Origin of the sequence: Anabaena sp. PCC 7108, from assembly GCF_000332135.1 — a bacterium.
GTDB lineage: Bacteria > Cyanobacteriota > Cyanobacteriia > Cyanobacteriales > Nostocaceae > Anabaena.
In genome coordinates, this window is sequence record NZ_KB235896.1 from 1473084 (window position 1) to 1500040 (window position 26957).

General features: G+C 38.7%; 18 protein-coding genes and 1 CRISPR repeat array. Of the genes, 12 read left to right on the forward strand and 6 right to left on the reverse strand.

All coding sequences use genetic code 11. The annotated features are described in order from the left end of the window. Nucleotides 1-33: 33 nt before the first annotated feature. A CRISPR array of direct repeats spans nucleotides 34-355; the repeat unit is 36 nt; unit sequence GTTTCCATTAATTCCAATCTAAAGTGATCGGTAAAG. 501 nt (nucleotides 356-856) lie between these two features. From ANA7108_RS28140 to ANA7108_RS0107435, 3 genes are all read right to left on the reverse strand, one after another. Beyond that, nucleotides 857-3973, reverse strand: a complete 3117-nt coding sequence (locus ANA7108_RS28140) for a CHRD domain-containing protein (protein ID WP_016950144.1) — start codon at nucleotides 3971-3973, stop codon at nucleotides 857-859. A gap of 224 nt (nucleotides 3974-4197) precedes the next feature. Continuing rightward, complete coding sequence (locus ANA7108_RS0107430) at nucleotides 4198-4758, reverse strand: Uma2 family endonuclease (RefSeq protein ID WP_026104038.1); 561 nt, start codon at nucleotides 4756-4758, stop codon at nucleotides 4198-4200. Between the two features lie 105 nt (nucleotides 4759-4863). Continuing rightward, on the reverse strand, nucleotides 4864-6657 hold the full coding sequence (locus ANA7108_RS0107435; protein ID WP_026104039.1) for a WD40 repeat domain-containing protein: 1794 nt from the start codon (nucleotides 6655-6657) through the stop codon (nucleotides 4864-4866). Between the two features lie 385 nt (nucleotides 6658-7042). Here ANA7108_RS0107435 and ANA7108_RS0107440 point away from each other — a divergent pair, with 385 nt between their 5' ends. Together ANA7108_RS0107440 and rpoD are read left to right on the forward strand one after the other, a co-directional pair. Further along, nucleotides 7043-7723, forward strand: a complete 681-nt coding sequence (locus tag ANA7108_RS0107440) for an SDR family oxidoreductase (RefSeq protein WP_016950147.1) — start codon at nucleotides 7043-7045, stop codon at nucleotides 7721-7723. 1237 nt (nucleotides 7724-8960) lie between these two features. Then, nucleotides 8961-10133, forward strand: coding sequence for an RNA polymerase sigma factor RpoD (rpoD, locus tag ANA7108_RS0107445; protein ID WP_016950148.1), 1173 nt, complete (start codon nucleotides 8961-8963; stop codon nucleotides 10131-10133). A 125-nt stretch (nucleotides 10134-10258) separates the two neighbouring features. Here rpoD and ANA7108_RS0107450 read toward each other — a convergent pair whose 3' ends face one another. Then, nucleotides 10259-10438 carry a chlorophyll a/b-binding protein gene (locus ANA7108_RS0107450; protein WP_016950149.1) on the reverse strand — a complete coding sequence of 60 codons (180 nt, stop codon included), beginning with the start codon at nucleotides 10436-10438 and terminating at the stop codon, nucleotides 10259-10261. 351 nt (nucleotides 10439-10789) lie between these two features. Here ANA7108_RS0107450 and ANA7108_RS0107455 point away from each other — a divergent pair, with 351 nt between their 5' ends. Further along, nucleotides 10790-11161 carry a hypothetical protein gene (locus tag ANA7108_RS0107455; protein WP_237741497.1) on the forward strand — a complete coding sequence of 124 codons (372 nt, stop codon included), beginning with the start codon at nucleotides 10790-10792 and terminating at the stop codon, nucleotides 11159-11161. Between the two features lie 68 nt (nucleotides 11162-11229). Here ANA7108_RS0107455 and gyrA read toward each other — a convergent pair whose 3' ends face one another. Next, complete coding sequence (gyrA, locus tag ANA7108_RS0107460; protein ID WP_016950151.1) at nucleotides 11230-13737, reverse strand: DNA gyrase subunit A; 2508 nt, start codon at nucleotides 13735-13737, stop codon at nucleotides 11230-11232. Nucleotides 13738-14069: 332 nt separating this feature from the next. Between gyrA and ANA7108_RS0107465 the strand changes: the two genes are divergently transcribed. After that, nucleotides 14070-14474 (forward strand): response regulator, encoded by a 405-nt coding sequence (locus ANA7108_RS0107465; RefSeq protein ID WP_016950152.1) that lies wholly within the window; start codon nucleotides 14070-14072, stop codon nucleotides 14472-14474. 166 nt (nucleotides 14475-14640) lie between these two features. Here ANA7108_RS0107465 and ANA7108_RS0107470 read toward each other — a convergent pair whose 3' ends face one another. Next, nucleotides 14641-15525: a tetratricopeptide repeat protein gene (locus ANA7108_RS0107470; RefSeq protein ID WP_026104040.1), complete on the reverse strand. Its 885-nt coding sequence runs from the start codon at nucleotides 15523-15525 to the stop codon at nucleotides 14641-14643. A gap of 464 nt (nucleotides 15526-15989) precedes the next feature. Here ANA7108_RS0107470 and ANA7108_RS0107475 point away from each other — a divergent pair, with 464 nt between their 5' ends. The 8 genes from ANA7108_RS0107475 to ANA7108_RS0107510 all read left to right on the forward strand — a co-directional run bounded on the left by ANA7108_RS0107475 (nucleotide 15990) and on the right by ANA7108_RS0107510 (nucleotide 26870). Then, entirely contained in the window at nucleotides 15990-17549 is a 1560-nt protein-coding gene (locus ANA7108_RS0107475; RefSeq protein WP_016950154.1) for an efflux RND transporter periplasmic adaptor subunit, read from the forward strand. A 307-nt stretch (nucleotides 17550-17856) separates the two neighbouring features. After that, on the forward strand, nucleotides 17857-19134 hold the full coding sequence (locus ANA7108_RS0107480; protein ID WP_016950155.1) for an ABC transporter permease: 1278 nt from the start codon (nucleotides 17857-17859) through the stop codon (nucleotides 19132-19134). Nucleotides 19135-19203: 69 nt separating this feature from the next. Next, on the forward strand, nucleotides 19204-19875 hold the full coding sequence (locus tag ANA7108_RS0107485; protein WP_026104041.1) for an ABC transporter ATP-binding protein: 672 nt from the start codon (nucleotides 19204-19206) through the stop codon (nucleotides 19873-19875). A gap of 12 nt (nucleotides 19876-19887) precedes the next feature. Further along, complete coding sequence (locus ANA7108_RS0107490) at nucleotides 19888-21264, forward strand: TolC family protein (RefSeq protein WP_016950157.1); 1377 nt, start codon at nucleotides 19888-19890, stop codon at nucleotides 21262-21264. Between the two features lie 317 nt (nucleotides 21265-21581). Next, nucleotides 21582-23234, forward strand: a complete 1653-nt coding sequence (locus ANA7108_RS0107495) for a sensor histidine kinase (protein WP_026104042.1) — start codon at nucleotides 21582-21584, stop codon at nucleotides 23232-23234. 64 nt (nucleotides 23235-23298) lie between these two features. Continuing rightward, nucleotides 23299-23892 carry a TetR/AcrR family transcriptional regulator gene (locus ANA7108_RS0107500; protein WP_016950159.1) on the forward strand — a complete coding sequence of 198 codons (594 nt, stop codon included), beginning with the start codon at nucleotides 23299-23301 and terminating at the stop codon, nucleotides 23890-23892. A gap of 291 nt (nucleotides 23893-24183) precedes the next feature. Next, on the forward strand, nucleotides 24184-25653 hold the full coding sequence (locus tag ANA7108_RS0107505) for an efflux RND transporter periplasmic adaptor subunit (RefSeq protein WP_016950160.1): 1470 nt from the start codon (nucleotides 24184-24186) through the stop codon (nucleotides 25651-25653). After that, nucleotides 25653-26870, forward strand: a complete 1218-nt coding sequence (locus ANA7108_RS0107510; protein WP_016950161.1) for an ABC transporter permease — start codon at nucleotides 25653-25655, stop codon at nucleotides 26868-26870. The genes ANA7108_RS0107505 and ANA7108_RS0107510 overlap by 1 nt, the downstream gene beginning before the upstream one ends. The last annotated feature ends 87 nt before the right edge of the window (nucleotides 26871-26957 follow it).

Below are 26957 nucleotides of genomic sequence, written 5' to 3' on the forward strand. Positions count from 1 at the left end.
GATGATGAACTGATGAGAGAAGTCGGGGATCTGAGTTTGATTAATTCCAATCTAAAGCGATCGGTAAAGGTTTTCTCTATCAAGTCTGCTGTGATTGCTGGTTGTAGTTTCCATTAATTCCAATCTAAAGTGGAATCGAGGCTATTCTTCGCTCTGGTCGTACGAAAACCGTTTCCATTAATTCCAATCTAAAGTGATCGGTAAAGTTTCGCAGCGCCCGCTAATGCCCAGTTTCGGATGAATGTTTCCATTAATTCCAATCTAAAGTGATCGGTAAAGTTTTCTATTAAATTTTTGGAGATTTCAATCATGTCTTTACGTTTCCATTAATTCCAATCTAAAGTGATCGGTAAAGAGTTCGTCTAGGGAGCCTTACCCAGTAAAGGTTTCAGCCACCAAATCGACACACCTCTCAAATACAATGTACACATAGCCAAAAAAAACGTCAAGTACATAGCTCAAACCCTTATCTGGTAAGCAATCGACACACCTCAACGAAAAATATAGGGTTTCGGGGATTTGCCGAGGTGTGTCGATGACGATGATACAATTTTTGTCTATAAATCGCTGAAACTCATCACAGGTGGTAATTTCAGCCTTTGGATCACCAAAAATTTATCTCGTTATCTCGTTCCCAGTCTCTGACTGGGAATGCCATCATAGAGGCTCTGACTCTGATTTAATCGAAGGCAGAGCCTTATTAAATTCATTCCCATACAGAGTATGGGAACGAGAAAAAGTCAAAATTTTTTGTCTGAATCAGGATTTACAGGATTTGAGGATTTACAGGATTAAAAGTTACTAAATCTCTATAAAAGACGGGGTTTAGCATTGCTAAACCCCTACTGACTGACTGTTATATTGAAACTACACTGGCAGAAAAAGCAAAATCATTTGCTGTGAGACTGTTAGCGTTAATTCCTACTAACAAAGCGATTTCTGTTGTGCCGGTTTTGAGTAAGGTATCAGCACCCATTTGTTCTTTGATTACTTGACCAAAGTTAAGGATTTCCACACCACCAAAGCCGATTTTATCAACTCCAATTGTGAAATCTGTAACGGTATTTTTGGTTATTGGTAAACTACCATTAGCAACCCAAAACTGATCAATACCAGCACCACCAGTAAGTTTATTACCTCCTTCTTTTCCAGCAAAGAGGACATCATCACCTTCACCACCAGATAGAGAATCATTCTGGTTGGAGACTAAAACATCAATTCCTGAACCACCAAAAAGACGGTTATTGCTACCCTGACTAACTATTTTGTCGTCTCCAGAACCACCAAACAAGAATTGATGTGAACCTTCAATAACTGTTATTTCATCTGCGTCTGCTGCACCGAATATATTATTAGTTCCATCGGCTTCAGCTACAAATAGTTTATCTTCACCATTACCACCATTAACAATGGTATCGTGAGCGGGACCATCCACACCAACAGTAACATTATCATCACCATCTCCTGCGGAAACGGAAGAGTGACTATTTACTATGACAACATCATTACCATCACCTGCAAAGATGTCATTATCGGCGGTGGAATTGATTGTATCATCTCCGTCACCTGCTAATAATATTTGTCCTGGTTCAGGGTTGAGTTCTTCACCATTAGGAGTCCCGAAGATGAGTTTTCTGGATGGGTGATCATCATCCATAATTGTAATAACTTGTTCCCCTAGAATTTGAGAACTATCAGCAGCATCAGATAAGACTATTTTGAAAGTCTCATCAGCTTCAATCTGAGTATCTCCAAAAATAGGAACTTCAACAGTTTTGCTGGTTTCTCCTGGTGCAAAAGTTAGAGTTCCAGATGTGGAAATATAATCAGGTGCGGTACTAACAATTTGTCCCCGCAATTCTCCATTGGGATTGGTTGTGGTGTGGATGTTGAAATAGTAAGGAGTATCTGTACCTGTAGCGGCTGATTTTAGGCTTTCGATTTCTTCCGCAGTTAGCCCTTCGCTGGCTTCCCAAATGCCTGTGATGATGGTTTTACCATTTTCAACAGTAATTTGTTTATCATCATCTGCAAGAATGTCAAAATCTACCGGACCATTTACACCTCTAGCTGCATTGTGAATATGTGCCAAGATGACATCATCATCAGTTGTCGCTGTTTGATTATTAAAGTCTAATCCGGTGACTTCTAATCTATAACTAAACGTTGCGGCTTCTGTGTCAAGTTCTGCACTGGCCATACCAGAAGCGGTAGTTGTCACACCTGTGGGAACTTGTTGATTACCTTCTAAAATCGCTGCAAATACTTCTTTGGTGGGAACAAAAACAGGTGTTTCATTAATAATTTGTCCCCGCAATTCTCCATTAGGATTAGTTGTGGTGTGAATGTTGAAATAGTAAGGAGTATCTGTACCTGTAGTGGCTGATTTTAGGGTTTCAATTTCTTCAGGAGTTAAACCTTCGCTGGCTTCCCAAATTCCTGTGATGATGGTTTTACCATTTTCAACGGTGATTTGCTTATCGTCATCTGTGAGGATATCAAAATCTACGGGACCGTTTGCACCTCTAGCAGCATTGTGAATGTGTAACATTGTTACATCATCATCAGTTGTAGCTGTTTGATTATTAAAGTCTAATCCGGTGACTTCTAATCTATAACTAAACGTTGCGGCTTCTGTGTCAAGTTCTGCACTTGCTAAACCAGAAGCGGTGGTTGTCACACCTGTGGGAACTTGTTGATTACCTTCTAAAATCGCTGCAAATACTTCTTTGGTGGTATCGCTGACGGGAGTAGCGGTAATGGGGACAGTTTGATAGTTGACTGTGACAGACTCGGTGCTTGCTTCGTCTAGGAAAACTGTAAAAGCTTTGGTGTTAATCCCGCTGTTACCTTCAGATGTAGAAACGTTTATTCCTTGTATTTGCAGAGAGAAGATATCTGTAGCTGTCAAACCTTCTTTATCTGTAGCAATCACTTTTACATCTAGTTGACCTACATTTTCGTCTGTAGGAGTACCACTAAAGGTTTGAGTTATGGAGTTAAATTCTAACCAATCTGGTAAATCACTACCATCTGCTAAAGTAGCTGAATAAGTAATTAAATCAGGAATAATTCCATCATTGATCAATGTTTCTGCAAATCTTTGGGAAACTAATTGATGCAGTCTTGTAGTTGGGTGAACATCATCCCAAAACGCATACTCATCAGGATTAACATCACCCGTTGCACTAATCAGAGGTTCGGTGAGATTAGTAAAGTTGTAATCTTCAGGATTGGCTTGAACTGCATCATTCAAACCAAATATATCTACTACAGATATATCAATGTTGAGAGATGGTTCTAGATCATTGACTTCTTGACTTAAAGCATTTTTAAAGTCAATAGAAAATGCTCTACCATCCTCAGTATTATTGCTATTAATGTTTAAAGGTCTAGCACTTAAATCGGTTAAGTTAGCAACAACAATTTCTTTTGCCCCTAAAGTGCTTAATGTCGTAATTGCATTACCAATATTGGTAACAGATTGGACAGGATCAGCAGTAGGATTGGGAAAATCAAAATCATTAGAACCAGCCCAGATTACATATAGTGTATCTTCACCAACCGGAGTATTTGCATTTACAGTTTTAAATTGCTCAATTTGTGATAGTAGTCCTGGTATGATGATGGGGAATCCATCAATAACATTACTTACCCCTGTATTCGCTCCAGCAAAGGCAAAGTTTTTTACTGATTCATCGCTAAATTCTAACTTCTGAGACAGGTAATCTACCCAAAGTAGTCCATTAGAAAAACGCCCTTGGTAATAGGGTGGTAGGGGAAAAGTATTACCTGAAGCTTGATAGGCATTGCCTGTATCAGATAGACTATCACCAAAGATCACAAAGTTATCAAAGGGATTAATTGCATCTGGATCTGAGAAAATATTGTTAGAAATGCTAAAGTTAAAAACAGAATTTGCCTTAGCATTTTGGTCTGAAAGGGGATTATTAAGAATTGGTGATTGATTCATGGTAGATCCTGATTTTTTCCTAACTGTAAATATTCTGATTATCCTTTAATATCAAAATATTCTTTTTCGTACTCAAGTGATGTTTTTTAGTTAAAAGAGTAAATGGACATTTAACCAAAAAATAAGGATAGAGGTTTATCTATCCATCCTATACGAGTATAAAATTTATTCTAAAAATCTGCAACCCCAAAAAATTGATTGGGTGTGTTTAGGAATTTCTGAGCTTAACCAAAATTTAACCAGCTAAAAATTTCTGTGACTGTTAGTTCCAAGTCTATATCTGCCAGAATCGGTAATTTATCATCACTTTCATATAATTCCACTTTTTGACCAGGAAACACAGCTAATATACTTTCTTCCTCTGGATTCATCAACCATCCTAATTCTGTGCCATTGCGGGAACAATGCAATAATTTAGTTAGAACTTTTTTCTGTTGTTGATCTGGAGATAGGATTTCAATTACCCAGTCAGGATGAATTTCAAAGCGGTTGCTGATTTTCCCTGTTGTGGTTTTGGGGATTCTTTCCCAACGGAACACCGCTATATCAGGTACAATTGCATCACCTCCAAAAGTACAGCGTAGTTCTGGGAAAGCATACGCTATTTTTTGAATTTTGGCTTTAGCACTTATAACTTCAATTAAATTAGCCTGAAGTAAACTGTGTTCACCCTGTGGCATAGGTTTTTGTGTAATTTTTCCGTTAATAAATTCTGATGCTGGTTTAGTTTCTGGTAACTTGAGAAAATCATCTACTGTAATTTGGCGAGTTTTGGCTATAGTCATAATCATTAATCAAAAAGTATACACCAATTCTAAATCATTTTTGAATAATAAGAATAAGATCCCCGACTTCTCAAAGAAATCGGGGATCTAGTGATATGAGTAATATTAACTCCGTTGCCAGATTTTAATAGTTTTATCCAAACTACCACTGACTAACATTTCTCCAGATGCAGTAAATACTAAAGCTGTCACAGTGTTAGCATGACCTGAAAAAGTTCCTAATAATTCCCCCGTTTCCAAATGCCATAGTTTGATAGTTTTATCAGCACTGCCACTAGCTATAATTTGTTCATTAGGACTAAGAGAAACAGCAAAAACACCTTCTCGATGACTTTTGAGAGTGTGTATTAATTCCCCAGTAACTAAATTCCAAACCCTAATAGTTTTATCTTGACTACCGCTGACTAAATATTTAGCATTAGCACTAATTGCTAGAGAATTAACGATATGAGAATGACCCATTAAGGTATGTATTTGTTTAATTTCTTGCTGGTTTTTCTTATTTAGTGAAGATGTTAATCGCCAAACTTTAATTTTTCGATAGCTACCAGTAACCAAAATTTTACCATCTTGACTTAATACCATTGAATGGGCAGCCGTATCATCTAAACATAAGGTATTTTCTACTTGGCGATCGCGCAAACTCCAAAACAATATTTTTCTGTCATCTCCACCAGTCGCTAACATCTTGCCATCTGGTGTAAAGGCAACACAACGCACGTTACCATGATGGGTATGCAAGATATCAATTAAATCCAATGCCCCAGTGTGCCAAATTTTAATCGTCGAATCTGCACCAACACTAACTAAAGTTTGTCCATCTGTACTAAAATCTAAAGAATTAACTTCATCAACTACCCCAGAAATAGACCAAGGATATTCTGATAATGTCTCAATTAATTCACCTTTAGATAAATCCCATAATTTTGTTTCTCCACGACTTCCACTAGCTAAAATTGGTACAGATTGAATATAATTACACCCTACATTATTCACTCTTGAAGTTTTTAGAGAATAGGCTAAACAGTTAATTCCTTTATTGTGTCCTTTCAATGTTTGCCAGCATTCCCAGTCACCTATAATATCTTTTTGTGGATGTTCAGATGGTAAAGTTTCAATTACTTCTACCATCATTTTTTCATCAATTAGGGGCAGACTTTTATTCTGTCCACAAAGAGATTGTAAATACCAATTTAATCCCCCTGCATACAATAAATTACTGGGAGTAATGAACAATTTCGGTTCATGAAATTCTAGTTGGTTGCTGGGTAAAAAGCCAGTAATTACAGTTTGCTTATGGTATCCCAATTTGGTGGTTCCTGGATAGAACAAACATATAAAAATTAATGCTTGGTGCTTTTTAATATCTTCTTGATTGACTGACCAACGTATTTTGTCTTTCTTAATTCCATTAAAACTTTCTCCGTCAGTAACATGAATTTGAATGCTCTCTTTCGGGTTATTAGTCAACCAATAAGTAAATTTACTTTCACCACGTAAATTTCCTTCATCATCCAAAACCATGTTTTCTAAAGTGTCTTGTGGCACTTTTTTCACTAATTTACCCAAGCGTTCCGTAATTATCCGATCTACAATTTGTTCACGGACAAGATAATCTTCAGCTTGACGCTGAAAATATGTAGGAAAGGGAATTGTCCAATCCGGTGGTTCAGGATATTCTGGTGGGGTTGGTGGCGGGTTTTTGGCCAGAATTTCCGCTTGTTGGCGAGAACATTCCAGAATTTTGGTCAATGAATCGCCCCAAAACCCCATAATTTCACTGTGACAACCTTTGACTTGACCTTCTAAGAGAGATAGATCAGTTGTCTTTGGTTTTTTTACTCGTTGAAGGAAGTCAGCTTGTTGAGCTTTTAGTAAGCTAATCCAATCCATCTGCATGATAGCGGTACACTATTGCATATCGAGAGTAACTTATACCAATGCTATTATTCTAATTTATAACCGTTAGTTAAGGAGAAATTTAGTAATCTTAACAGTCTAAGAAAAGACCAACCAATTTTTATGTTTAGACTAAAATTCATCGGGATAATAATCAAATCTTTGATCAACTTATTAAGCATGATATGGAGATTTCGCTGATTTCCATAAATTCTAACTAATTTAGCAACCTAGTTACTGTTTCTAGAGAAACATTTATGGAGACAAATGAGGTGTATGATTTACAAATTAATCAATTTTTTATAGAAAAATGATTTCTAAAATTAAGCAAAGCAAGATATATTAATTATTTGTGTAACCAATGCATCTATCTGAGAAAATATCTATGTCAAGTACATCTTACATTTTTGTAGCTGGGGCTAGTCGCGGTGTTGGGCAAGAAATAGCCAAATATTTGACAGCACAAAAAATCCAGGTAAAAGCACTTCTGAGAACAGAATTATCTGCACAGGAACTAGAAGCTATCGGTGTTCATCCGGTTTTGGGAGATGCTTTGAATGCGGATGATGTTGAACGGGCAATTTTGGGAGATGAACCTGTCCGCGCTGTTATAAGTACTCTGGGTGGTTTACCTACAGATGATATAAAACCTGATTATATCGGCAATAAAAACCTGATTGATGCCGCAGTTAAAGCAGGAGTGCAAAAGTTTATTCTGGTAACTTCTATTGGTAGTGGTGATAGTGCAGTTTCTATGCCTCCCCAAGCATTAGCAACACTCAAACCACTTTTAATTCTCAAAGAACAAGCTGAACATTACTTGATTAATAGTGGACTGAATTATACGATTATTCGTCCCGGTGGTTTAAAGTCAGAACCAGCTACAGGGAATGCTATCTTAACTGCAGATCCACGTATTGTTGGCAGTATTCATCGTGCTGATGTTGCCCAATTAGTTTGTCGGTGTTTAAATTCTGATCAAGCTAATCATCAAGTATTGTCAGCATTAGACAAAAATATGATCTATCCCGGTTTACCAGAATTTGTAGAATTTAGTTTGGATTAATTTGTCCCTAGGGTGGGTAATACCCACCACAAATGTATATCTTTATTTCAGTACAGCTTGTTACAATAGTTGCATTTATAACTCAGCATTAAGCTTATAAAAATAATATTAACATTTAGAGTCAAAGTACGTAATAATGCTATTGGCATAGAAAAAAGCTGAACAGCGACCTCTCTACCAACCAACTGCTCATTGTCAGAAACAGGCAACAAATATCTTAACAACTGCTGATATATTCATATTTCGCTGTGGTAAAGACTACTGTTTTCCTTTTAACAATGCACTTTTAGCATCGAGAGAGCAAATTATCTAACATCTCCACTGACAAATTATTTCTCGACTGATTAAAATAACCTTGTATACAATAAGAACAGTTTGTCAAGTTGCATAAGGCTGAAATCTCAGCATTGCGCTAATGTGTTAATAAGGCAGAATTGAGATTTTACTCAATTCATCTGTCATCCTGCTGGTTATGCTACAACTTTAACTCCTAAGTTCGGGTCTTTAGCACACCATATACAAGGTTAAGCGCCTGTAAACAAGCGCGACCACTGATCTACTACTAAGATATCTACCGAGCAGTTAGCCCTGCTCCGTTCTGGTAAACTTGACTGCTGGCTCCAGGAAATGTAAACACGGGTGCATTAATCCTGCTGACTTTCAAGTTAGTATTCAATGTCCTGTTGCCAGAGAATTATTGTTGTACCTAATATCTAGAAGCTTTTAGAAGCAAGTGTGCCTACCTTTTAATTTAATGAGAATGCCACTGCAAAACCAAAAAGTTTTCGACAAGATTTAATGGTGTGACTACCGTTTTTAATGTCTTTTTGATAAAAGTGGCTTCACCTTTCTGAATGAGTTGGCGATTAACACACAAAAAGAGTGCAATTTCTGTGAAACAGGCTACAATCGGAACAGTCTTTACAGGTAAATCTGCCAGCGATCATACTCATTGGTCTAAAATGGCAAATTTTAGCTTAAAGTACTTCTGGTTTTAACCCAGTCAATCAGAAGTTGTGTACGACGGCGACAGCGACGAAATTTACTTTCCTAAATGCAAATCACATAAAAGTGATATTTGCCACTAAAGTAAAAAACTCTGCCTCATAGAGGGGCAATACTGCCGAAAATAGGCAATTAGCCAAAAGGCTATTTTCGGTAACTAAATTAGCTCGATTAAAAGAGCAGTAAACACATCTTGAGTAATTGATTCTGCAAGGAGCATGAGGAACGCGGCATGAACCAGGCTAACAACGTACTCGACAGCATTTATCAGCCTGACCTAGAAATGATAAATCCGCCTGAGATCGAAGAAGAACTCTTATTAATTGAGGATGAAGAGGACTTACTGCTTACCGATGACGGCGAAATTGATGATTTTTTAGAGCCTCAGTCTGATGAGGACGACGCAAAGTCTGGAAAAGCCGCTAAGTCGCGTCGTCGGACACAAACTAAGAAAAAGCATTACACCGAAGATTCAATTCGCCTTTATCTGCAAGAAATTGGTCGAATTCGGCTGTTGCGAGCGGATGAAGAAATTGAATTGGCACGGAAAATTGCCGATCTACTGGAATTAGAACGGGTAAGAGATCGACTGTACGAACAGTTAGAACGCGAACCTGAATTTAAAGAATGGGCAGAAGCTGTTGCACTACCATTACCTACCTTCCGTTATCGTCTACACGTTGGACGCAGGGCGAAAGATAAAATGGTGCAATCAAACTTGCGCCTGGTGGTTTCAATCGCCAAAAAATACATGAATCGTGGCTTATCCTTCCAAGATTTAATTCAGGAAGGTAGTCTGGGCTTGATTCGCGCTGCTGAGAAGTTTGACCACGAAAAAGGTTATAAGTTTTCTACCTACGCTACATGGTGGATTCGTCAGGCAATTACCAGAGCGATCGCTGATCAATCTCGCACTATCCGTCTACCGGTTCATCTCTACGAAACCATATCACGGATCAAGAAAACTACCAAACTGCTCTCTCAAGAAATGGGTCGCAAACCCACGGAAGAAGAAATTGCTACTCGCATGGAAATGACCATCGAGAAACTGCGGTTTATTGCGAAATCCGCCCAGTTACCAATTTCTTTAGAAACACCAATTGGTAAAGAAGAAGATTCTCGATTAGGGGATTTTATTGAATCTGACGGAGAAACACCAGAAGACCAAGTTTCTAAAAATCTGCTACGCGAAGACCTAGAAAAAGTACTCGACAGCCTTAGCCCCCGCGAAAGAGATGTTTTGAGACTACGCTATGGCTTAGATGACGGTCGGATGAAAACCCTTGAAGAAATTGGCCAGATTTTCAACGTTACCCGTGAAAGGATTCGTCAAATTGAGGCTAAGGCACTCCGCAAGCTACGCCATCCCAATCGTAACAGTGTTCTCAAGGAGTATATTCGGTAGTTATTAATCATTAGCTTGAAAACTATACCTAATAACTGAAGGCTAATAACCAACTAATAGAAAACCTGGTAGTTTTGATTAGCTACCAGGTTTTTTTATTTATGAAAAATTTTGTATCTTAGTTCTTACAGGATACCCCAAAAGTGCAGGAAGCCTTGACCAGAAACAACTTCGATCAAAGTAGCTGCTAAAAAGCCAATCATTGCCAAGCGACCATTCCAAATTTCTGCTTGTGGGGTGAATCCCCAACGCCAGCCGTTGCGATCTTCTGGTACGGAAGTAATAGTTTTTGTTGCGTTAGTCATGGTTCGCACTCCAAGATAGATTTACTAAGCTTTATTGCCTTATGTAAACTAATATAACAAATATTTTCAGCAATGCAACATTTATTGACTTATATTTATTGTGATTGAGTTATATACGTAGTTTTTATTAAGCCATCTTATGTAAGTAAATTACTTCAAAAGTTGACTGGATAATCTTGTTTTCACCTAATTTGCTTTGTTAATATGTATTAATTATTACACTCTACTCATAAATAAACCTTCTTCATCTATATCTATAGATAGATATTTGCAGTCAAATAGGCATCTCTCAAAGCCTGTTGTGACTGGAGATGAAATTTACAACTCATGAGGATTTGCCCAATGAAAAAGATGATCATTGCCTTCTTAATGATGCTGTCTTTATTCTTCTCCCTAGGACAAGAACAAGCATTAGCCGAAGAATGTATCACAACAATGAACCAGGGTTCGGCTACCGTACCTCTTGGTCTTTATGAACAATCGTGCGCTACATTGGGTTTTTCAAGTGGCTCAATCACAAAAGATGTCAAATACAACTGCTGTGGGCAATCTGCCACTATCCGCATCAACGGAAATGACTGGCAAAATCTGATTGGTCAAGGAAAGCTTGATGGACTCAGATATGAAAAGTTTGACAAAGACAACACAACTTACACTTTGACCTTTAGAAAAGTTGTAGGTACTACACCTGAAAGTATCGCCGGTGAAGATTTCTTCAAATAAGCCAGAGGAGCAACTATTTTTAAACTTGATTTTTTAGGGACACAATGTTGTGTCCCTAGTTTTTTGACTCACATTCGCACTTCCACGACTGAGATAATTTTCTCATCACGATTGATTTGCAAGATATTCTCACCTTTAGCATCTCTATCTAAAAGTGGCACTGTATCTACAGGAATTCTCACCACGCGCTCTTTATTCGTCAACAGAGCTACTTCTGTACCTGGGATAGCGCGTACCATAGCCGCTAGGTTATCAGTTTTGTTGTTAAATTTCAGCATTTGGATACCTAAATCGCCACGATTAGCAGCCCTTAAGTTACTTGCAGGCATTCGTTTGGCATATCCTTCTTGAGTAACTAGCAATAACTGGTCATCTTTAGCGACAGTTACACAACCCACCATTTGCTGATTTTTCAACAGCCGGAATGCTTGTAAACCCATTGCGGCACGTCCCATTACAGGCAATTGTTCATCATTAACTGCAAACCGCAACAAGCGCCCACCGGAACTAGCTAAAATTAGATGATCTCCTGTTCTGGTGAACTGGGTAAAAGATAATTCATCATCATCTTTCAGCTTCAAAATCGTAATTCCGCGCCGAGTCAGGTTGGTGAATTCTTCCAGAGACAGACGCTTAATTCGCCCTTGTTTGGTGAGGAGAATCATCTCAGTTGTCGCTGGTGTTTCTGGCAGTATAAAGCGACTAACAACAGCTTCTACATTACCTTGTGCCGTACTTGTGAGCATGGTAATCAGTGGTGTTCCGCGTGGAGAACGTCCAGTTGTAGCGGGAATTTCTCCCACTTTCACAGGGTAGACTTTACCACCACTATTGAGGATCAACAAATCTTTGTCAGTGTCAGTTGACTCGGTGTGAATAATGAAGTCGTTCTCATGCAAACCATTTTCCGCTTTTGGCTTTTTCCCAGTCGGGGAAATGCGACGCACATAACCACGCTGGGTAAATTCTAGAACTGCTGGTTCTGGTGGTTGTTCCGATTTGGGATTTGGGATTGTGGATTGTGGATTGTCCTGTGTTTCTGTTTTTCCCTTTTCTGGTTTGATTGGGGTTTCGCTGGGCGCTAAAATTTTTGTCCGTCGAGAATCACTATATTTGCGCTTGAGACTTCGCAAATCCTTTTTCAAAGCTTTCAATAATTCCCGTCTATCATCCAGCAATCTCCGCAATGAGGTAATTTGCTCGTTCAGTTGGTCAAATTCCTGCTGCAAATTTTGCTGTTCTAAACTAGTGAGACGGCGTAATGGCATGGACAAAATGGCATCCGCTTGTACCTCGCTTAAATCTAGTCGGCTACAAAGGTTCAATTTGGCTGTACTACCATCAGCAGCTTGCCTTAAAATTGCAATTACATCATCGAGGTGAGACAACGCTTTCAGTAAACCGGCGACAATCTGCACTCTATTTTCGGCTTTACCTAACTCATAACTGTAGCGACGATTGAGAGTATGTTCTCGGAAATTCAAAAATTCCTGCAACAGTTGACGTAAACTTAACTGTCGAGGTTGTCCATTTACCAAGCCCAAAAGAATTGCGCCAAAGGTAGTTTGTAAAGCGGTTTGGTGATACAAGTGTTGGAGGACTTCTTGAGGGTTGGTATCGCGTTTGAGTTCAATGACTACTCGCATCCCTTCGCGATCGCTCTCATCCCGCAAATCAGAAATTCCTAGTAAGCGCCCTTGATTGACCAAATCTGCTACTTTTTCAATCCAACCCGCCTTATTCACCTGATAAGGTAATTCAGTAATAATAATTGCAGTTCGCCGCTTGCTGCCTCTAGTTGCCGGAATCTCCTCCAAGGTAGCCACACCCCGCAACAATATCCCACCTTTTCCTGTGGTGTATGCTTCCCGAATTCCCGTACTAGCAACTATTTCTCCCCCTGTAGGAAAGTCAGGCCCCGGAATTAGCTCAAATAACTTTTCATCCGTTAAGTCTGGGTTATCAATTAAAGCAATTAAGCCATCGACTATTTCCCCTAAATTGTGCGGGGGAATATTTGTCGCCATCCCTACAGCAATACCAGAACAGCCATTAAGTAGTAAAAATGGTAACTGAGCAGGTAAAACAGTTGGTTCTTGCTGGGAATTATCAAAATTACCGCTAAATTCCACGGTTTCTTCGCCAATTTCCGTTAGCATTCCCTCATGGCCAATGGGTGCCAGACGCGTTTCTGTGTAACGCATTGCCGCTGGTGGGTCGTTATCCACGCTACCAAAATTACCATGTCCCGCCAGTAAGGGATAGCGGCTGGAAAATTCCTGTACTAGCCTTACCAAAGCATCATAAACTGCTTGATCACCGTGAGGATGGTACTTACCCAATACGTCTCCAACTACACGAGCGCATTTACGATAAGGTCTATCTGGTGTCAGCCCAAGTTCATGCATGGCGTACAAAATCCGTCGATGCACTGGTTTTAAGCCATCACGCACGTCTGGTAACGCTCGCCCAACTATCACACTCATGGCATATTCTAAGTAAGACCGTTGCATCTCGGTGTGCAGGGCTGTTGTGATGACCTGTCCCGTTGAGAGCAGGTTTAACTGTTTTGCCATGAGCTTTTTCCCTGAATTTTAACTACACAAAAGTCGCTGGAACTTAACACTTTAGAAACCACAGCATAACGGATCAAATGAGATTCATAATAAAATCTTGATCCTCATAGGATAAAAAACAGTAGTATTATCCTTGATATTGGGGATACACATTGATTACTAAATAAGGTAGCAGACATTATCTGCTGCTTAGGTCTTATACCAAATTGGGAGAGGTTGTCTTATTTCATCGCGTTGGAACAAGACAACTATCCATGTTCCCAATCCAAAATCCAAAATCCAAAATCCAAAATTTGTTTTAATCCTCCTTCACCCTTATAGTTTAAATTCTCATGAAAACTGTTTTAATTGTCGAAGATGATCTGATTAACGCTCGTGTTTTTTCTAAAATTTTGACCAAGCGTGGTGGATTGGGTGTGAAACATACAGAAAATGTGGAAGAAGTCATAAAAATTGCCCAAGCGGGAGAAGCTGACCTGATTTTAATGGATGTTTCACTCTCTCGCAGTGTTTACCAAGGTAAGTCTGTTGATGGTATCAAAATTACACAGATGTTAAAATCTGACCCGCAAACAGCCAACCTACCTATTATTTTGGTGACAGCACACGCTATGGAAGGTGATCGTGAGAACTTTCTCAAGCAAAGTGGTGCTGATGGCTACATATCTAAACCCGTGGTTGACCATCAACAATTTGTTGACCAGATTGTGGCACTTCTACCTACACAAGATTCTTGATAAATAATGGCTGATGACAGCAGCCTAAATATATAACTATTTTGGACTACTTCTGTTCTTCCTTAGTTTATATGTACTACAGATAGGTAAAGTTAGGCAAGTATTAATGGGTAACGGGTAATAGTACAACTAATTACCAATTACCAATTACCAATTAATAAACTTCCTATTTTGTCGGCTGTTGTGTTGGCTCTGCGGAGTCTTCCACTATTCCTAGACCTGCTTGAATGCTGGGTAATTCTAGGAAATTTTTTGTATCAGACAGTAGGCGTTCACCCCAAAGGTTTTGCTTAAGAAAATCTAAATCAGCATAGCGCTGATCGATACGGAGTGCCGCTACGCCCATTGCTAGTCCTTGTTGAGTATCGCCTTTAGTATATAAAGCCACAGCAAGTGCTAATAAAGGTTCTGCGGCTTGCTTATCAATAGCAACTGCCTCTTGCCATTGTTTAATTGCACCTTGAGCATCACCTTGTTCGTATTTGATTAAGCCAATATTATTAATGGCTGGCCAGAACTTTTTGTCTTGGGAGACAGCTTGATCAAATTGAGCGATCGCATCAGGCAACCGACCCAACATATAATAAGCATTACCCAAATCAAATAAACCTTCTGGGTCATTGGGTTTTAAGGTCAACCCCATTTGGTAATTGGCTATAGATGCCTGATAATTTTGTTTCTGGAAGTTAGCTGAACCCAAAGCAAATAGAATATCAGCATTTTTGGGATTGAGGGTTTGAGCTTTTTGTAAAGCAGCGATCGCTGCATCAAACTCTTTCATTTGCAAATGCAAACCACCCAAGAGCAACCAGACTTTATCATTTTCAGGAAGCAATTGAGTAGCCAACCGCGCTCGTGGCAAAGCCAAATCAATTTGCTGAAACTGTGCTAATTGAGCAGCTTCTTGAGCCAAGCTCAACCCCTGCTTCTCCAACTTGGCTGTATCAAGTTGCAGCGTATGAGGTATTAATGCCTGTGCGTGGACTGCTTTTGGCATATTCCACAAACTACAGACAACTAGAAGAGAAATCAAACGAAGGTGTTTTGGCACACTACCGCCTCTAAACCACAAATCAAAGAATCTTTCAGATAGCTTAGACGATATCTGCTCTGGACGAAAGGTAAATTTTACCGAACACAGTGCTGAGTAGTGAGTATTGTGTGCTGAGTAAGGATTATTGCTTTGCTTTTTGCCAAGCACTCACCACTCGTTACTGATTACTTTTTTAGTGACTTTGGTCATATGGGAGATATCGAGTAATTGTTCGATAATTGCTTTCATTAAGATCCGGTTTTTCAACTGTAAAGGTGGCGATAGCTCGACACGCCGTAGGCATCGCACAAAAAAATAGCAAGAGGTCTAATAAACTGGACATTTTCTCATTAAAAGCCTAGTAGGCTATGGAGTTCCAGCCATGAGAACTACTACACTACGGCGTAAGTTAAGTATTAGAAATTAATGAATTTTTAATTTTTAATTCCGAGAAAGCGGTTTCTTTTATACATAAAGTAAAAATGACAATTGATACATCTGATCCATCAAAACCTATAGATTCATCTTTATCACTTCCCGAACTCAAGAGAACAAAAGGCAGAAATCATTGGCTACCCTGGCTAATCTTCCTTGGTTTGATGGGTGGAGTTAGCTACCTAGCTTATTTCCAGTTTATAGTTATTCCTAGTCAACAAGCACAACGTCGTGTTGTTACCCGGCCTGTACAAAGACAAAGCTTATCCATCACAGTTGCTGCCAATGGCACAGTCAAGCCTGAGAGATCAATCAACCTCAGTCCTAAAAATTCAGGTATCCTCAAAAAACTGCTGGTTAAAGAAGGCGATATAGTCCAACAAGGACAGATTGTAGCTTACATGGATGATTCCAACCTGCAAGGGCAACTTACCTCTGCTAAAGGGCAAATAGCCCAAGCTGAGGCGAATCTACAAAAGTTGATCGCAGGTAATCGCCCTGAAGATATTGCTCAATCACAGGCACAACTGGATGAAGCTCTAGCAAATTTACGAAAAATAGAAGCAGGTAATCGTTCCCAAGATATTGCCCAAGCACAGGCACGTTTAAAAAGCGCTCAGGCTAATTTCAGTAAAGCTGAAGATGATTTTCGACGGAATCAACAACTTTTCAATTCAGGCGGAATTTCTTTGCAAACTGTTAACCAAAAATTAGCAGATCGTGATAGCGCCCAAGCTCAAGTAAATGAAGCCCAACAAGCACTAGCTTTACAAAAAGCAGGATCACGTCCAGAAGATATTCAACAAGCACGGGCTGTAGTCCAACAGAGACAGCAAGCACTGGCATTACAAAAAGCAGGAACACGTCCAGAAGATATTGACCAAGCTCGCGCTCAGATGATGTCGGCTCGTGGCTCTCTCCAAAATGTCCAATCCGACATCAATGACACAATAATTCGCGCTCCCTTTGAGGGTGTGGTGACGAAAAAATACGCTGATCCTGGTGCTTTCGTGACTCCCACAACTGCCAGTAGTTCTGTATCTTCTGCTACTTCTTCCTCTATTTTGTCTCTAGCTTCTACCAATGAAGTTGTCTGCAATTTAGCCGAAACCAATATTTCCAAAATCCAAATTGGTCAAGAAGTCACAATTAAAGCAGATGCCTACCCAGGAAAAACCTTTACAGGGAAAGTCAGTCAAATTGCTGCTCAAGCCATAGTTGAGCAAAATGTTACCAGTTTTGAAGTTAGAGTCTCACTCTCAGACCCTCAAAAATTACTCCGGTCTGGGATGAACGTGTCAGCAGATTTTCAAGTCGGTAAATTGGAAGATGTCTTAGTAGTACCAACAGCCTCGGTAGTACGCCGACAAAGGTCAACTGGTGTGTATGTAACGGGCGCGGACGGCAAACCTGTATTTACTCGCATTAAAACTGGTGTGACAGTAAATAATTTTACGGAAATCAAATCTGGATTAACAGGAGACGAGAAAGTATTGCTCAGTTTCCCTTCAGGTTCACGACCACAATCAACACCAAGAGGAGGAGTTTTTCCTGGTCTAGGAGGCGGTGGTGGTGGTGGCGGTCGTTCCAGACGCGGTGGTTCTTAGGAGTAATGAGTAATTAATCTCTAATCACCCCACTCTTACTAGTAGTCTGTCAAATAAATTTTGACGGATAAAGGAACGAACCGCGAAGACGCAAAGAGCGCGAAGGAAGAAGGAAGAAGGAAAATTTATTTAACCGTCGATTAGTTCTTGACAGACTACTAGATGCTTTTTCTACTCCAGTACTTACGCACAGATAAAGGAAAATCGTTCGCGCAGCGTGCCGTCAGGCATACCGCAGAGGAATAAGAGTTTAAGAGGTTTTTGCGTAAGTCCTATACTCACCACTCACTACTCGGTACTTGTAATTATGGCTAAAGCTTATTACGCAAATAAAGCGAAGAATACCCGCACCGTTCCATTGCTGGAAATATTTTTAATGGCGGTAGAGACACTGTGGAGTAACAAATTACGCACAGGATTAACGATGTTGGGGGTAATTATTGGCATTTCTTCAGTTATTGCCATTACTTCAATTGGTCAGGGAGTGCAAAAGGGAGTTGAGCAACAGATTCAAGCTTTGGGTACAGATGTGCTACAAATCTTTGCTGGTGCAGCCAGAAGTGGGAATGTGAGACAAGGATTAGGCTCTAGTAGTACCTTAACTTGGGAGGATGCCAAAGCGATCGCTACACAAGCACCATCAGCTGAACTTGTCTCTGCTTATCTACAACAGAATGCACAAGTTGTTTATGCAGGACAGAACACATCCACAACAATTATCGGCACAGATTTAAACTACCCAGAAGTCAGAAATACCCACCCTCAACAGGGGAGATATTTTACTCAAGAAGAGCTAGATAATGCTGCCCAATTTGCCATTATTGGACCGACAGTTCAACAAACACTGTTTACTCAAAGTAGTAATATCATCGGTGAAAAAATTCGCATTCAGGGAGAGGCTTATGAAGTGATTGGAGTGATGGAACCGAAAGGTTCTCAAGGAAGAACAGACCGAGATGACCAAATTTTCATCCCTCTAACTAGTATGTCCAAACGACTAGTTGGTAATAATGCTTTGGTAGGCGTTTCTGTAAATGGAATTTTAGTTAAATCTGCTAATCAAGAACAGTTGGAAGCTGCACAATTTCAAGTTACCAATCTCTTACGTCTGCGTCATAATATTTATCCACCACAAGCTGATGATTTCCGATTAACCAACCAAGCTGATATTGTTGATACTTTCACTGGTGTTGTGGGTTTATTTACAGTAATGATAGTAGCAATAGCTGGAATTTCTTTAGTTGTAGGCGGGATTGGTATTGCCAACATTATGTTAGTTTCTGTTGTAGAAAGAACGCGAGAAATCGGTATTAGAAAAGCAGTTGGAGCGACTAATTCAGCCATCCTCAATCAATTTCTAGCCGAAGCAATCGTCATTTCCATTTCTGGAGGAAGCATTGGTATTAGCAGTGGCATTATCATTGCTTTTATAGCAGCAACTATATTTAAATTTCCGTTTATTATTTCTTTTTTATCAATTATCGTCGGCTTCGCACTTTCACTGAGCGTTGGCTTAGTAGCTGGAGTAATTCCCGCCAGAAATGCGGCTAAATTAGATCCCATAAATGCCCTAAGAAGCGATTAAATTAAACCTCCGCGTACCTCTGCGCTAACCTTTGCGCTCCTCTGCGTTTAAAATTAACTCCTCAATGATATGACAACGATGATTTGGCTGGAATCTATTACTAAAACCTACCATTTAGGAGAAGTTGATGTTCCCATACTTAAAGGAATTGAACTATCAATTGAAGAAGGCGAATATGTCTCCATAATGGGTGCATCTGGCTCAGGTAAATCTACATTGATGAATATTTTAGGATGTTTAGATCGTCCCACGGGAGGAAATTATATTTTTGAAGGTAGAAACCTGACTACTTATGATGATGATGAATTGGCGTATATTCGCAATCAAAGAATAGGTTTTGTATTCCAACAGTTTAACCTTTTAGCACGTTCAACAGCTTTAGAAAATGTGATGTTACCGATGGTTTACGCTAATTTACCCAAGCCAAAACGCCGGATTAGGGCTTTGGAAGCTTTAGAAAGGGTTGGTTTAAGCGATCGCATTGCTAACCGTCCTAGTCAACTCTCTGGGGGTCAACAACAACGAGTTACGATCGCACGAGCTTTGGTTAACAAACCAGCATTAGTGTTAGCAGATGAACCCACAGGAGCTTTAGATACTGAAACTTCCTACGAGGTAATGAATTTACTCACAGAACTTAATCAGCAAGGAATCACAATTGTGATTGTTACTCACGAACCTGATATCGCTGCTCAAACACAAAGAATAATCCGAGTTCAAGATGGTTTAATTGTTAGTTAATTAGGAAAAATCATGTTATTTAAAGTGCATTCTACCTGGTTGGGAATAGCTTTCGCTCTGATGCCGACTTTAGCGATTGCCGCAACTCCGCCAATTTATAACCTCAATCCCAATCCTAATCCTTTACTATTTCCTACCCGTCCAGAGGAAGTTAAAATTCAAGAAAATGTGCCAATTACCTTATCACAAGCTTTAGAAATTGCACAACGGAATAATAACGAATTACAGGTAGTAAAATTAGAATTAGAACGGAGTCGTTCTGCATTAAAAGAAGCTCAAGCAGCTTTATTTCCTAATATTGGTGTTAATGGTCGCATTACTAATAATGGTGATGGGTTTATTAACAATTCATCTTCATCATCTAGCACTTCTTTTAATGGTCAAGCACAAATTAATTATGATCTTTATACATCTGGCAATCGACAAGCTAGTATTAGAGCGGCTGAGGAACAATTAAGAATAGATGAATTAGAGGTTGAAAACCGATTATTAGAAATTCGGTTAAATGTCACGACTGAATATTATGATTTGCAACAAGCAGATGAACAAGTCAGAATTAATCGATCATCTGTAGAAAATTCCCAAGCTAGTTTGCGAGATGCTCAAGCTCTACAATTGGCCGGAGTAGGTACAAAATTTGATGTTTTGCAAGCTCAAGTAACTTTAGCAAATTCTGTCCAAAATTTAACTAATGCAATTTCACAACAACAAATTGCTCGTCGTCAATTAGCAACTCGGTTAAGTTTGCCACAGTCAATTAATATCACTGCGGCAGATCCTGTAGAATTAGCTGGTCTTTGGCAACAACCACTAGAAGAAACTATTATTCAAGCTTTTCAAAACCGTCCAGAATTACAACAGTTTTTGGCACAACGTAATATTAGTGAGCAACAGCGACGACAGGCACTTTCACAACTAGGTCCACAAATTAGTGTAAATGCCAACTACAATTTATTAGACCGTTATAACGACAGTGTTAGCATTAGTGATGGCTATTCGCTAGGACTTCAAGCCAGTCTAAATCTGTTTGATGGGGGTGTAGCAAGAGCGCGTGCGGCTCAATCAAAAGCTAATATGGCGATCGCAGAAACTCAATTTTCTAATCAGCGTAATCAAATCCGCTTTGATGTTGAACAATACTATTTGCAGTTACAGTCCAATTTGGATAATGTGCAAACTTCGACTGTGGCTATAACTCAAGCCAAGGAAGCTCTAAGTATAGCAAGGTTAAGGTTTCAAGCAGGTGTTGGTACTCAAACTGAGGTAATTTCTGCTGAAAATGACCTGACTATATCTGAAGGTAATCGAGTCACCGCTATTTTAAATTACAATCGCGCTTTGGCTAATTTACAAAGAGCCAGTAAACAGAGAATAGGGAATTTACCTTAATTAAACACTACCTTTACAAATTTAAAAGGGTGAATAAACTCTTATTTTGGCAAAGTTATTGAGTTCTAATACAAAATTATTTATCGTATAATCTGACAAGTTAAAGTAAGTAGATACAAGTAAACCAAACTATGTAACAAAATATAAAACATTTACAACCTTTACTTTCTTAGAGCGTGTCTGCTTAGTCTTTATGCTTTACTTCGCTCTGTTAGCAATGACATAGTTATAAATTTTTTGCCTACTTACAAATGCACAAGTTGTTTGTACATTAAATTGGATTACCATATCTCAACATACTATATAAAAGTATAAAAATGCACTTATTTTATAAGTTAAAATTTAGTCCTTCCCAGTTAGTAAGCATGACAGTATTGCTGACATTACTATTATTTATTCCACAAGTTTGGCTAAATTGGCAAGCATTTTATAACTTCAATAATATTACTAAACAAGAATTTAATCTACAAAGAATAAGTGATAAAATTACTTATTTAGATGAAGTATTAACCATGTCAGCTAGAATGAATGCAGCTACAGGTAATACTTTTTGGGAAAAACGATATCGCCAATTTGAACCTAAACTTGATATTGCCATTAAAGAAGCTATTAAACTGGCTCCTGAAACATATAAAGATGAAAATGCCCAAAAAATTGATGTTGCTAATCAGCAGTTAGTCGCAATGGAATATCAATCTTTTGATTTAGTTAATAAAAATCAAAAACAGGCTGCACAGCAATTATTATCCAGCCCCAAATATGAAACTCAGAAACAGATTTATGCTGATGGTGTTGCTAAAAGAAACCAGAATATCTTACTTGGGTTGCAACTGAAAGTTGCTGAGTATCGCCAAAGAATGATTTGGGCTATTTTAGGCTCTACTATAAGTTTAACAATACTTATCCCAGTATGGCTTTTAGTATTACGTTTATTGCAAGAATATTTAAAAGCTAAAAAAAATGCTCAAGTTGCCTTACAAGAAACTAATTGTAAGTTAGAAATGCAAGTCACGGCTAGAACGGAAAGATTAAAACAGAAAAATATTCAATTAAAAAAGACACTACAAGAACTACAGCAGACTCAAGTACAACTGATTCAAACTGAAAAAATGTCTTCACTAGGTCAGTTAGTCGCTGGTGTTGCACATGAGATTAATAATCCTGTAAATTTCATTTATGGCAACTTGATATACGTTAAGGAATACACTCAAAATTTACTAACTTTGATTAAAGTATACCATCAAGAATATTCTCATGACAATCCGAAAATAAATATTTTGACTGAGGAGATAGATTTGAATTTCATTATTGATGATCTACCTAAAATATTATCCTCAATGACAGTTGGTGCTAACCGTATCCGTGAGATTGTCTTAAGTTTACGGAACTTTTCTCGTCTTGATGAAGCGGAAATGAAACCTGTTGATATTCATGAAGGAATTGATAGCACGCTGTTAATTTTGCAAGATATTCTTAAAGGTCAGCAGAAACAGCAGGAAATTGCAATTATTAAACAATATCAAAGTTTACCTCTTGTTGAATGTTATGCAGGAGGATTAAATCAGGTATTTATGAATATACTCATTAATGCTATTGATGCTTTACGCCAACAGGAAATAGATACTGATAAAAATATGAAACAACACTTCAGTTCTATTATTATCCATACTCAAGTCAAAGATAAAGACAACGTAAGTATCAGTATTAAAGATAATGGTACTGGAATCAGGGAAAAAGTTAAAAATAGATTATTTGAACCGTTCTTTACTACTAAACCTGTAGGTAAAGGTACTGGATTAGGATTATCTATTAGTTACCAGATTATAGTAGATAAACATAGGGGAAAGATAGAGTATATTTCTGAACCTGGAAAGGGAACAGAATTTTTGATTGAGATTCCTATTCAGCAAATAAAGCCAGCAAGTACATACACGAACAGGAATACCGACGCAATCACTACAAGGGAGTAAATAATCTTCTTCTTGACATTACCATCAACTTCCGTTAAATTAATAAGTGACTACATACTTATTTATGGCACGCACACCAAAAATCACCAATGAGCAAATTTTAGATGCAGCCCGTGAAATCTTTCTCGAACAAGGGTTTGGTGCTTCGACCTTAGATATTGCTCAAAAAGCAGGAATTTCCGAAGCATCGATTTTCAAGCGATTCTCAACCAAAGAAAAACTATTTTTTGCGTCAATGGGAATTTCTGAAAGACCTCCTTGGGTGCAAGAACTTGATTCTTTAGCTGGTCAAGGAAATCTTAGGCAAAATCTCATTAATTTGTGTCTACAAACCTTAGAATTTCATCGTCAAGTGATGCCACGATTGATGATGCTAAAAGCGTGCGGTAATCTACTTCCAGAAACCGCAAGTATGATCAAGTCAAAACCTATCCGCGAGGTTAAAATATTTACTAACTTCCTAGCGCAAGAAATAGAACAAGGACGGCTGCGCCCCAGTGACCCTAAGACTATTGCTATGATATTGCTAGGCTCACTCATGAACTATGTTTTCTTAGAACAAATGCAACCTGCAGAAGTGATAAAAACAGAAGAAGCTATATTTGTCGAGAATCTTGTCGATATTGTTTGGCAAGGAATTGCACCGATTGAGGATTAATTGCCCAACTGAACTAAAAATTTTTTGTGGGAAATTAATAAGTGATTACTTACATTTTATTGTTGTCACTTGTTGATTGGCAATTATATCTTTGTTTTATGTCTATCCCCAAAAACCATTCAAATTCACCCAATCAGATGATGGCTGATCTTATATTTAATTGTTAGTATAAAAGCAAAACTAACAATCAATAATCTATTGATTTTATTGGTGATTTCTATAAACAGTATTCTTCATTCTTGAGTTAAAAACTTTAACAACTTTCAACTTTAGTAAATAGTGCCAAATAATATGACTACTCACATAGAAATTCCGCTGATAGGTAAAAAAATCAAGTACCCATTTCGCTGGTTAATCGGGTTGATGGCATCTGGTATTTTGATAGTTGGTACAACTACGGCCTTACAAATAGCGAATCCAGAAAACCGTAAACAAGACATTACTAAACTTACTGTTCCAGTTACAGAAAAAAGTGTTACTGTGCGGATTACTGCTAGTGGGAAAGTGCAACCAGTACAAAGCGTGAATATTAGTCCCAAAAATCCGGGAATTATCACTGACTTGGATATTGAACAGGGAGAAAAAGTTCAGAAAGGGCAAATTATTGCTCTTATGGATAACTCCGAGATTAAGATGCGAATTCTCCAATTTGAAGCTAATTTAGAACAGGCAAAAGCACAATTGGCGGAGAGTCAAGCCGGGAGTCGTCCTGAAGAAATTGCTCAAGGAAAAGCTCGTTTAGCCCAAGCCGTAGCCCAGTTAGCGATCATTAGGGAGGGGAATCGTTCTCAGGAAATTGATCAAGCTAAAGCTGCTGTAGACTCAGCTAAAGCCCAAGTAGAACTAACCCAAGCCAGAGTTAGACGTTATCAAGGATTAGCAAAAGAAGGGGCGATTTCTCAAGATTCCCTAGAACAATATATCAGTGAAGATAAGAGAGCAAAAGCTAGTTTAGAAGAAGCTCAAAGAAGATTATCTTTGCAAAAAGTAGGTAGCCGTGAAGAAGATATTAAAAGACAAGAAGCAGTAGTTACCCAAGAACGGGAAGCACTGCGACAGATAGAAAATGGTAGTCGTCCCGAACAAATTGCTCAACTTAAAGCCTCTGTAGCGGCTGCTAGGGCGCAATTAAAGCAGCAGCAAGTCCAGTTGGCAGATACCGTAATTCGCGCTCCTTTTACAGGGATTGTTACCCAAAAATATGCGAATATAGGGGCTTTTGTGACACCAACAACCTCAGCTTCGACGAGTACATCAGCAACTTCTAGTTCAATTGTGGCTTTAGCAAGGGGTTTAGAAGTTTTAGCTCAAGTTCCTGAAGCTGATATTGGCAGAATTAAGCAGAGACAGCAGGTAGAAATTGTCGCTGATGCTTATCCAGATCAAGTTTTTAAAGGCCGTGTACGTTTGATTGCTCCTGAAGCTGTGGTAGAGCAGGGTGTGACATCTTTTCAGGTGCGGGTGGTAATTGATATTGGAGCAGATAAACTGCGTTCTGGTTTAAATGTGGATGTCACGTTTTTGGGCGATCGCATAAACGATGCTTTAACTTTACCAACTGTAGCAATTCTCACTGAAAATGGCAAAACTGGTGTACTCGTACCAGATGCAAATAATAAACCCCAATTTCAAGAAATCACAATTGGAACACAAATAAAAAACGAAACACAAGTTTTAGAGGGAGTAAAACAGGGTGATTTGATATTTGTGAACCCACCCAAAGACTACAAAATTCAAAAATATAAAGAAGAGAAAAACTAATGAACTTCCTAGAAAGTATGCAAATGGCAGCTAAAACTTTGCTCTCTAACAAGTTACGTAGCGCCCTGACAATGTTAGGAATTGTAATTGGTAATGGTTCAGTAATTGCGATGATTGGCATTGGAGAAGGAGGACAAAAATTTGTAGCCAATCAACTAAATTCCTTGGGACCAAATGTTTTATTTGTCATTCCCGGTAACGAAGAAACCGAGCGAATTGCTAGAGATGTAACCAGAACTTTAGTTTTAGAAGATGCTAATGCGATCGCTACTCAAGTACCAACCATAGCAGCTACTACAGCCGAATTGAATAGCAGACAGGTAATTACTTATAAAAATAGAAATACTGATGTCAATATTATAGGTACAACTCCCAGCTTTTTAAAAGTGCGTGATTTTGAAGTAGCCACAGGAAGATTTTTCACCGACATAGATATGAAGCGCAGTAATCAAGTTGTGGTTTTAGGTGCAAAATTGAAAGAAAAACTTTTTGGTAATACTAATCCCGTTAGTCAGCAGATACGCATCAAAAATGCCAGCTTTCAAGTAATTGGAGTACTAACAGCTAAAGGTTCAAACTTAGGTGTAAGTTATGATGATTCAGCATTAGTCCCAATTCTCACATCAGCAAATCGTTTGGTGGGAAGAACTTCTCCCTATGGACTAGAAGTAACTTATATTGTCGCTTCTGCTAAAGATGCAGATAGTGTAGATGCAGCAGAGTTTCAAATTACCAATTTACTACGACAACGCCACAAACTTGTCGGTGAAGATGACTTTACTATTCGTACACAAAAAGATGCTTTGCAAACAGTAGGTCAAATTTCCGGTGCGTTGACAACCATGTTAACTGCAATTGCTGGGATTTCACTATTTGTCGGTGGTATTGGTATTATGAATATTATGCTCGTTTCTGTTACCGAACGTACCCAAGAAATTGGCTTAAGAAAAGCAATTGGTGCTACCGAACAAGATATTTTACTTCAGTTCATTATTGAAGCAGTAATTGTTTCTCTAGTTGGCGGTTTAGTTGGAACTACAGTTGGTGTTGGTTGCATAATTTTAGTATCAGCCCTAACTCCTTTAGAAGCGAGTATTTCCGTTGTTTCTATTACGATGGCTGTTGGTATTTCCGGGGGAATTGGTTTGTTTTTTGGCGTAGTTCCTGCCCGTCGTGCTGCTCAACTTGACCCAATTGTGGCATTAAGAAGTGCGTAAATAATTAAAAATAGGACTTACGCATTGACAAAATTTATCAAACATGACTTGTGGATTTTATCTCTTCTATGGTGCGTCAGAGCCTAT

Excerpts from the sequence above, each read along its gene's own strand:
- ANA7108_RS0107495 (WP_026104042.1), top strand. The coding sequence starts at position 21,582 with ATGCACTTATTTTATAAGTTAAAATTTAGTCCTTCCCAGTTAGTAAGC.
- ANA7108_RS28140 (WP_016950144.1), bottom strand. The coding sequence starts at position 3,973 with ATGAATCAATCACCAATTCTTAATAATCCCCTTTCAGACCAAAATGCT.
- ANA7108_RS0107475 (WP_016950154.1), top strand. The coding sequence starts at position 15,990 with ATGACAATTGATACATCTGATCCATCAAAACCTATAGATTCATCTTTA.
- ANA7108_RS0107500 (WP_016950159.1), top strand. The coding sequence starts at position 23,299 with ATGGCACGCACACCAAAAATCACCAATGAGCAAATTTTAGATGCAGCC.
- rpoD (WP_016950148.1), top strand. The coding sequence starts at position 8,961 with ATGAACCAGGCTAACAACGTACTCGACAGCATTTATCAGCCTGACCTA.
- ANA7108_RS0107480 (WP_016950155.1), top strand. The coding sequence starts at position 17,857 with ATGGCTAAAGCTTATTACGCAAATAAAGCGAAGAATACCCGCACCGTT.
- ANA7108_RS0107465 (WP_016950152.1), top strand. The coding sequence starts at position 14,070 with ATGAAAACTGTTTTAATTGTCGAAGATGATCTGATTAACGCTCGTGTT.
- ANA7108_RS0107430 (WP_026104038.1), bottom strand. The coding sequence starts at position 4,758 with ATGACTATAGCCAAAACTCGCCAAATTACAGTAGATGATTTTCTCAAG.
- ANA7108_RS0107510 (WP_016950161.1), top strand. The coding sequence starts at position 25,653 with ATGAACTTCCTAGAAAGTATGCAAATGGCAGCTAAAACTTTGCTCTCT.
- ANA7108_RS0107455 (WP_237741497.1), top strand. The coding sequence starts at position 10,790 with ATGATCATTGCCTTCTTAATGATGCTGTCTTTATTCTTCTCCCTAGGA.
- ANA7108_RS0107485 (WP_026104041.1), top strand. The coding sequence starts at position 19,204 with ATGACAACGATGATTTGGCTGGAATCTATTACTAAAACCTACCATTTA.
- ANA7108_RS0107505 (WP_016950160.1), top strand. The coding sequence starts at position 24,184 with ATGACTACTCACATAGAAATTCCGCTGATAGGTAAAAAAATCAAGTAC.
- gyrA (WP_016950151.1), bottom strand. The coding sequence starts at position 13,737 with ATGGCAAAACAGTTAAACCTGCTCTCAACGGGACAGGTCATCACAACA.
- ANA7108_RS0107440 (WP_016950147.1), top strand. The coding sequence starts at position 7,043 with ATGTCAAGTACATCTTACATTTTTGTAGCTGGGGCTAGTCGCGGTGTT.
- ANA7108_RS0107450 (WP_016950149.1), bottom strand. The coding sequence starts at position 10,438 with ATGACTAACGCAACAAAAACTATTACTTCCGTACCAGAAGATCGCAAC.
- ANA7108_RS0107435 (WP_026104039.1), bottom strand. The coding sequence starts at position 6,657 with ATGCAGATGGATTGGATTAGCTTACTAAAAGCTCAACAAGCTGACTTC.
- ANA7108_RS0107490 (WP_016950157.1), top strand. The coding sequence starts at position 19,888 with ATGTTATTTAAAGTGCATTCTACCTGGTTGGGAATAGCTTTCGCTCTG.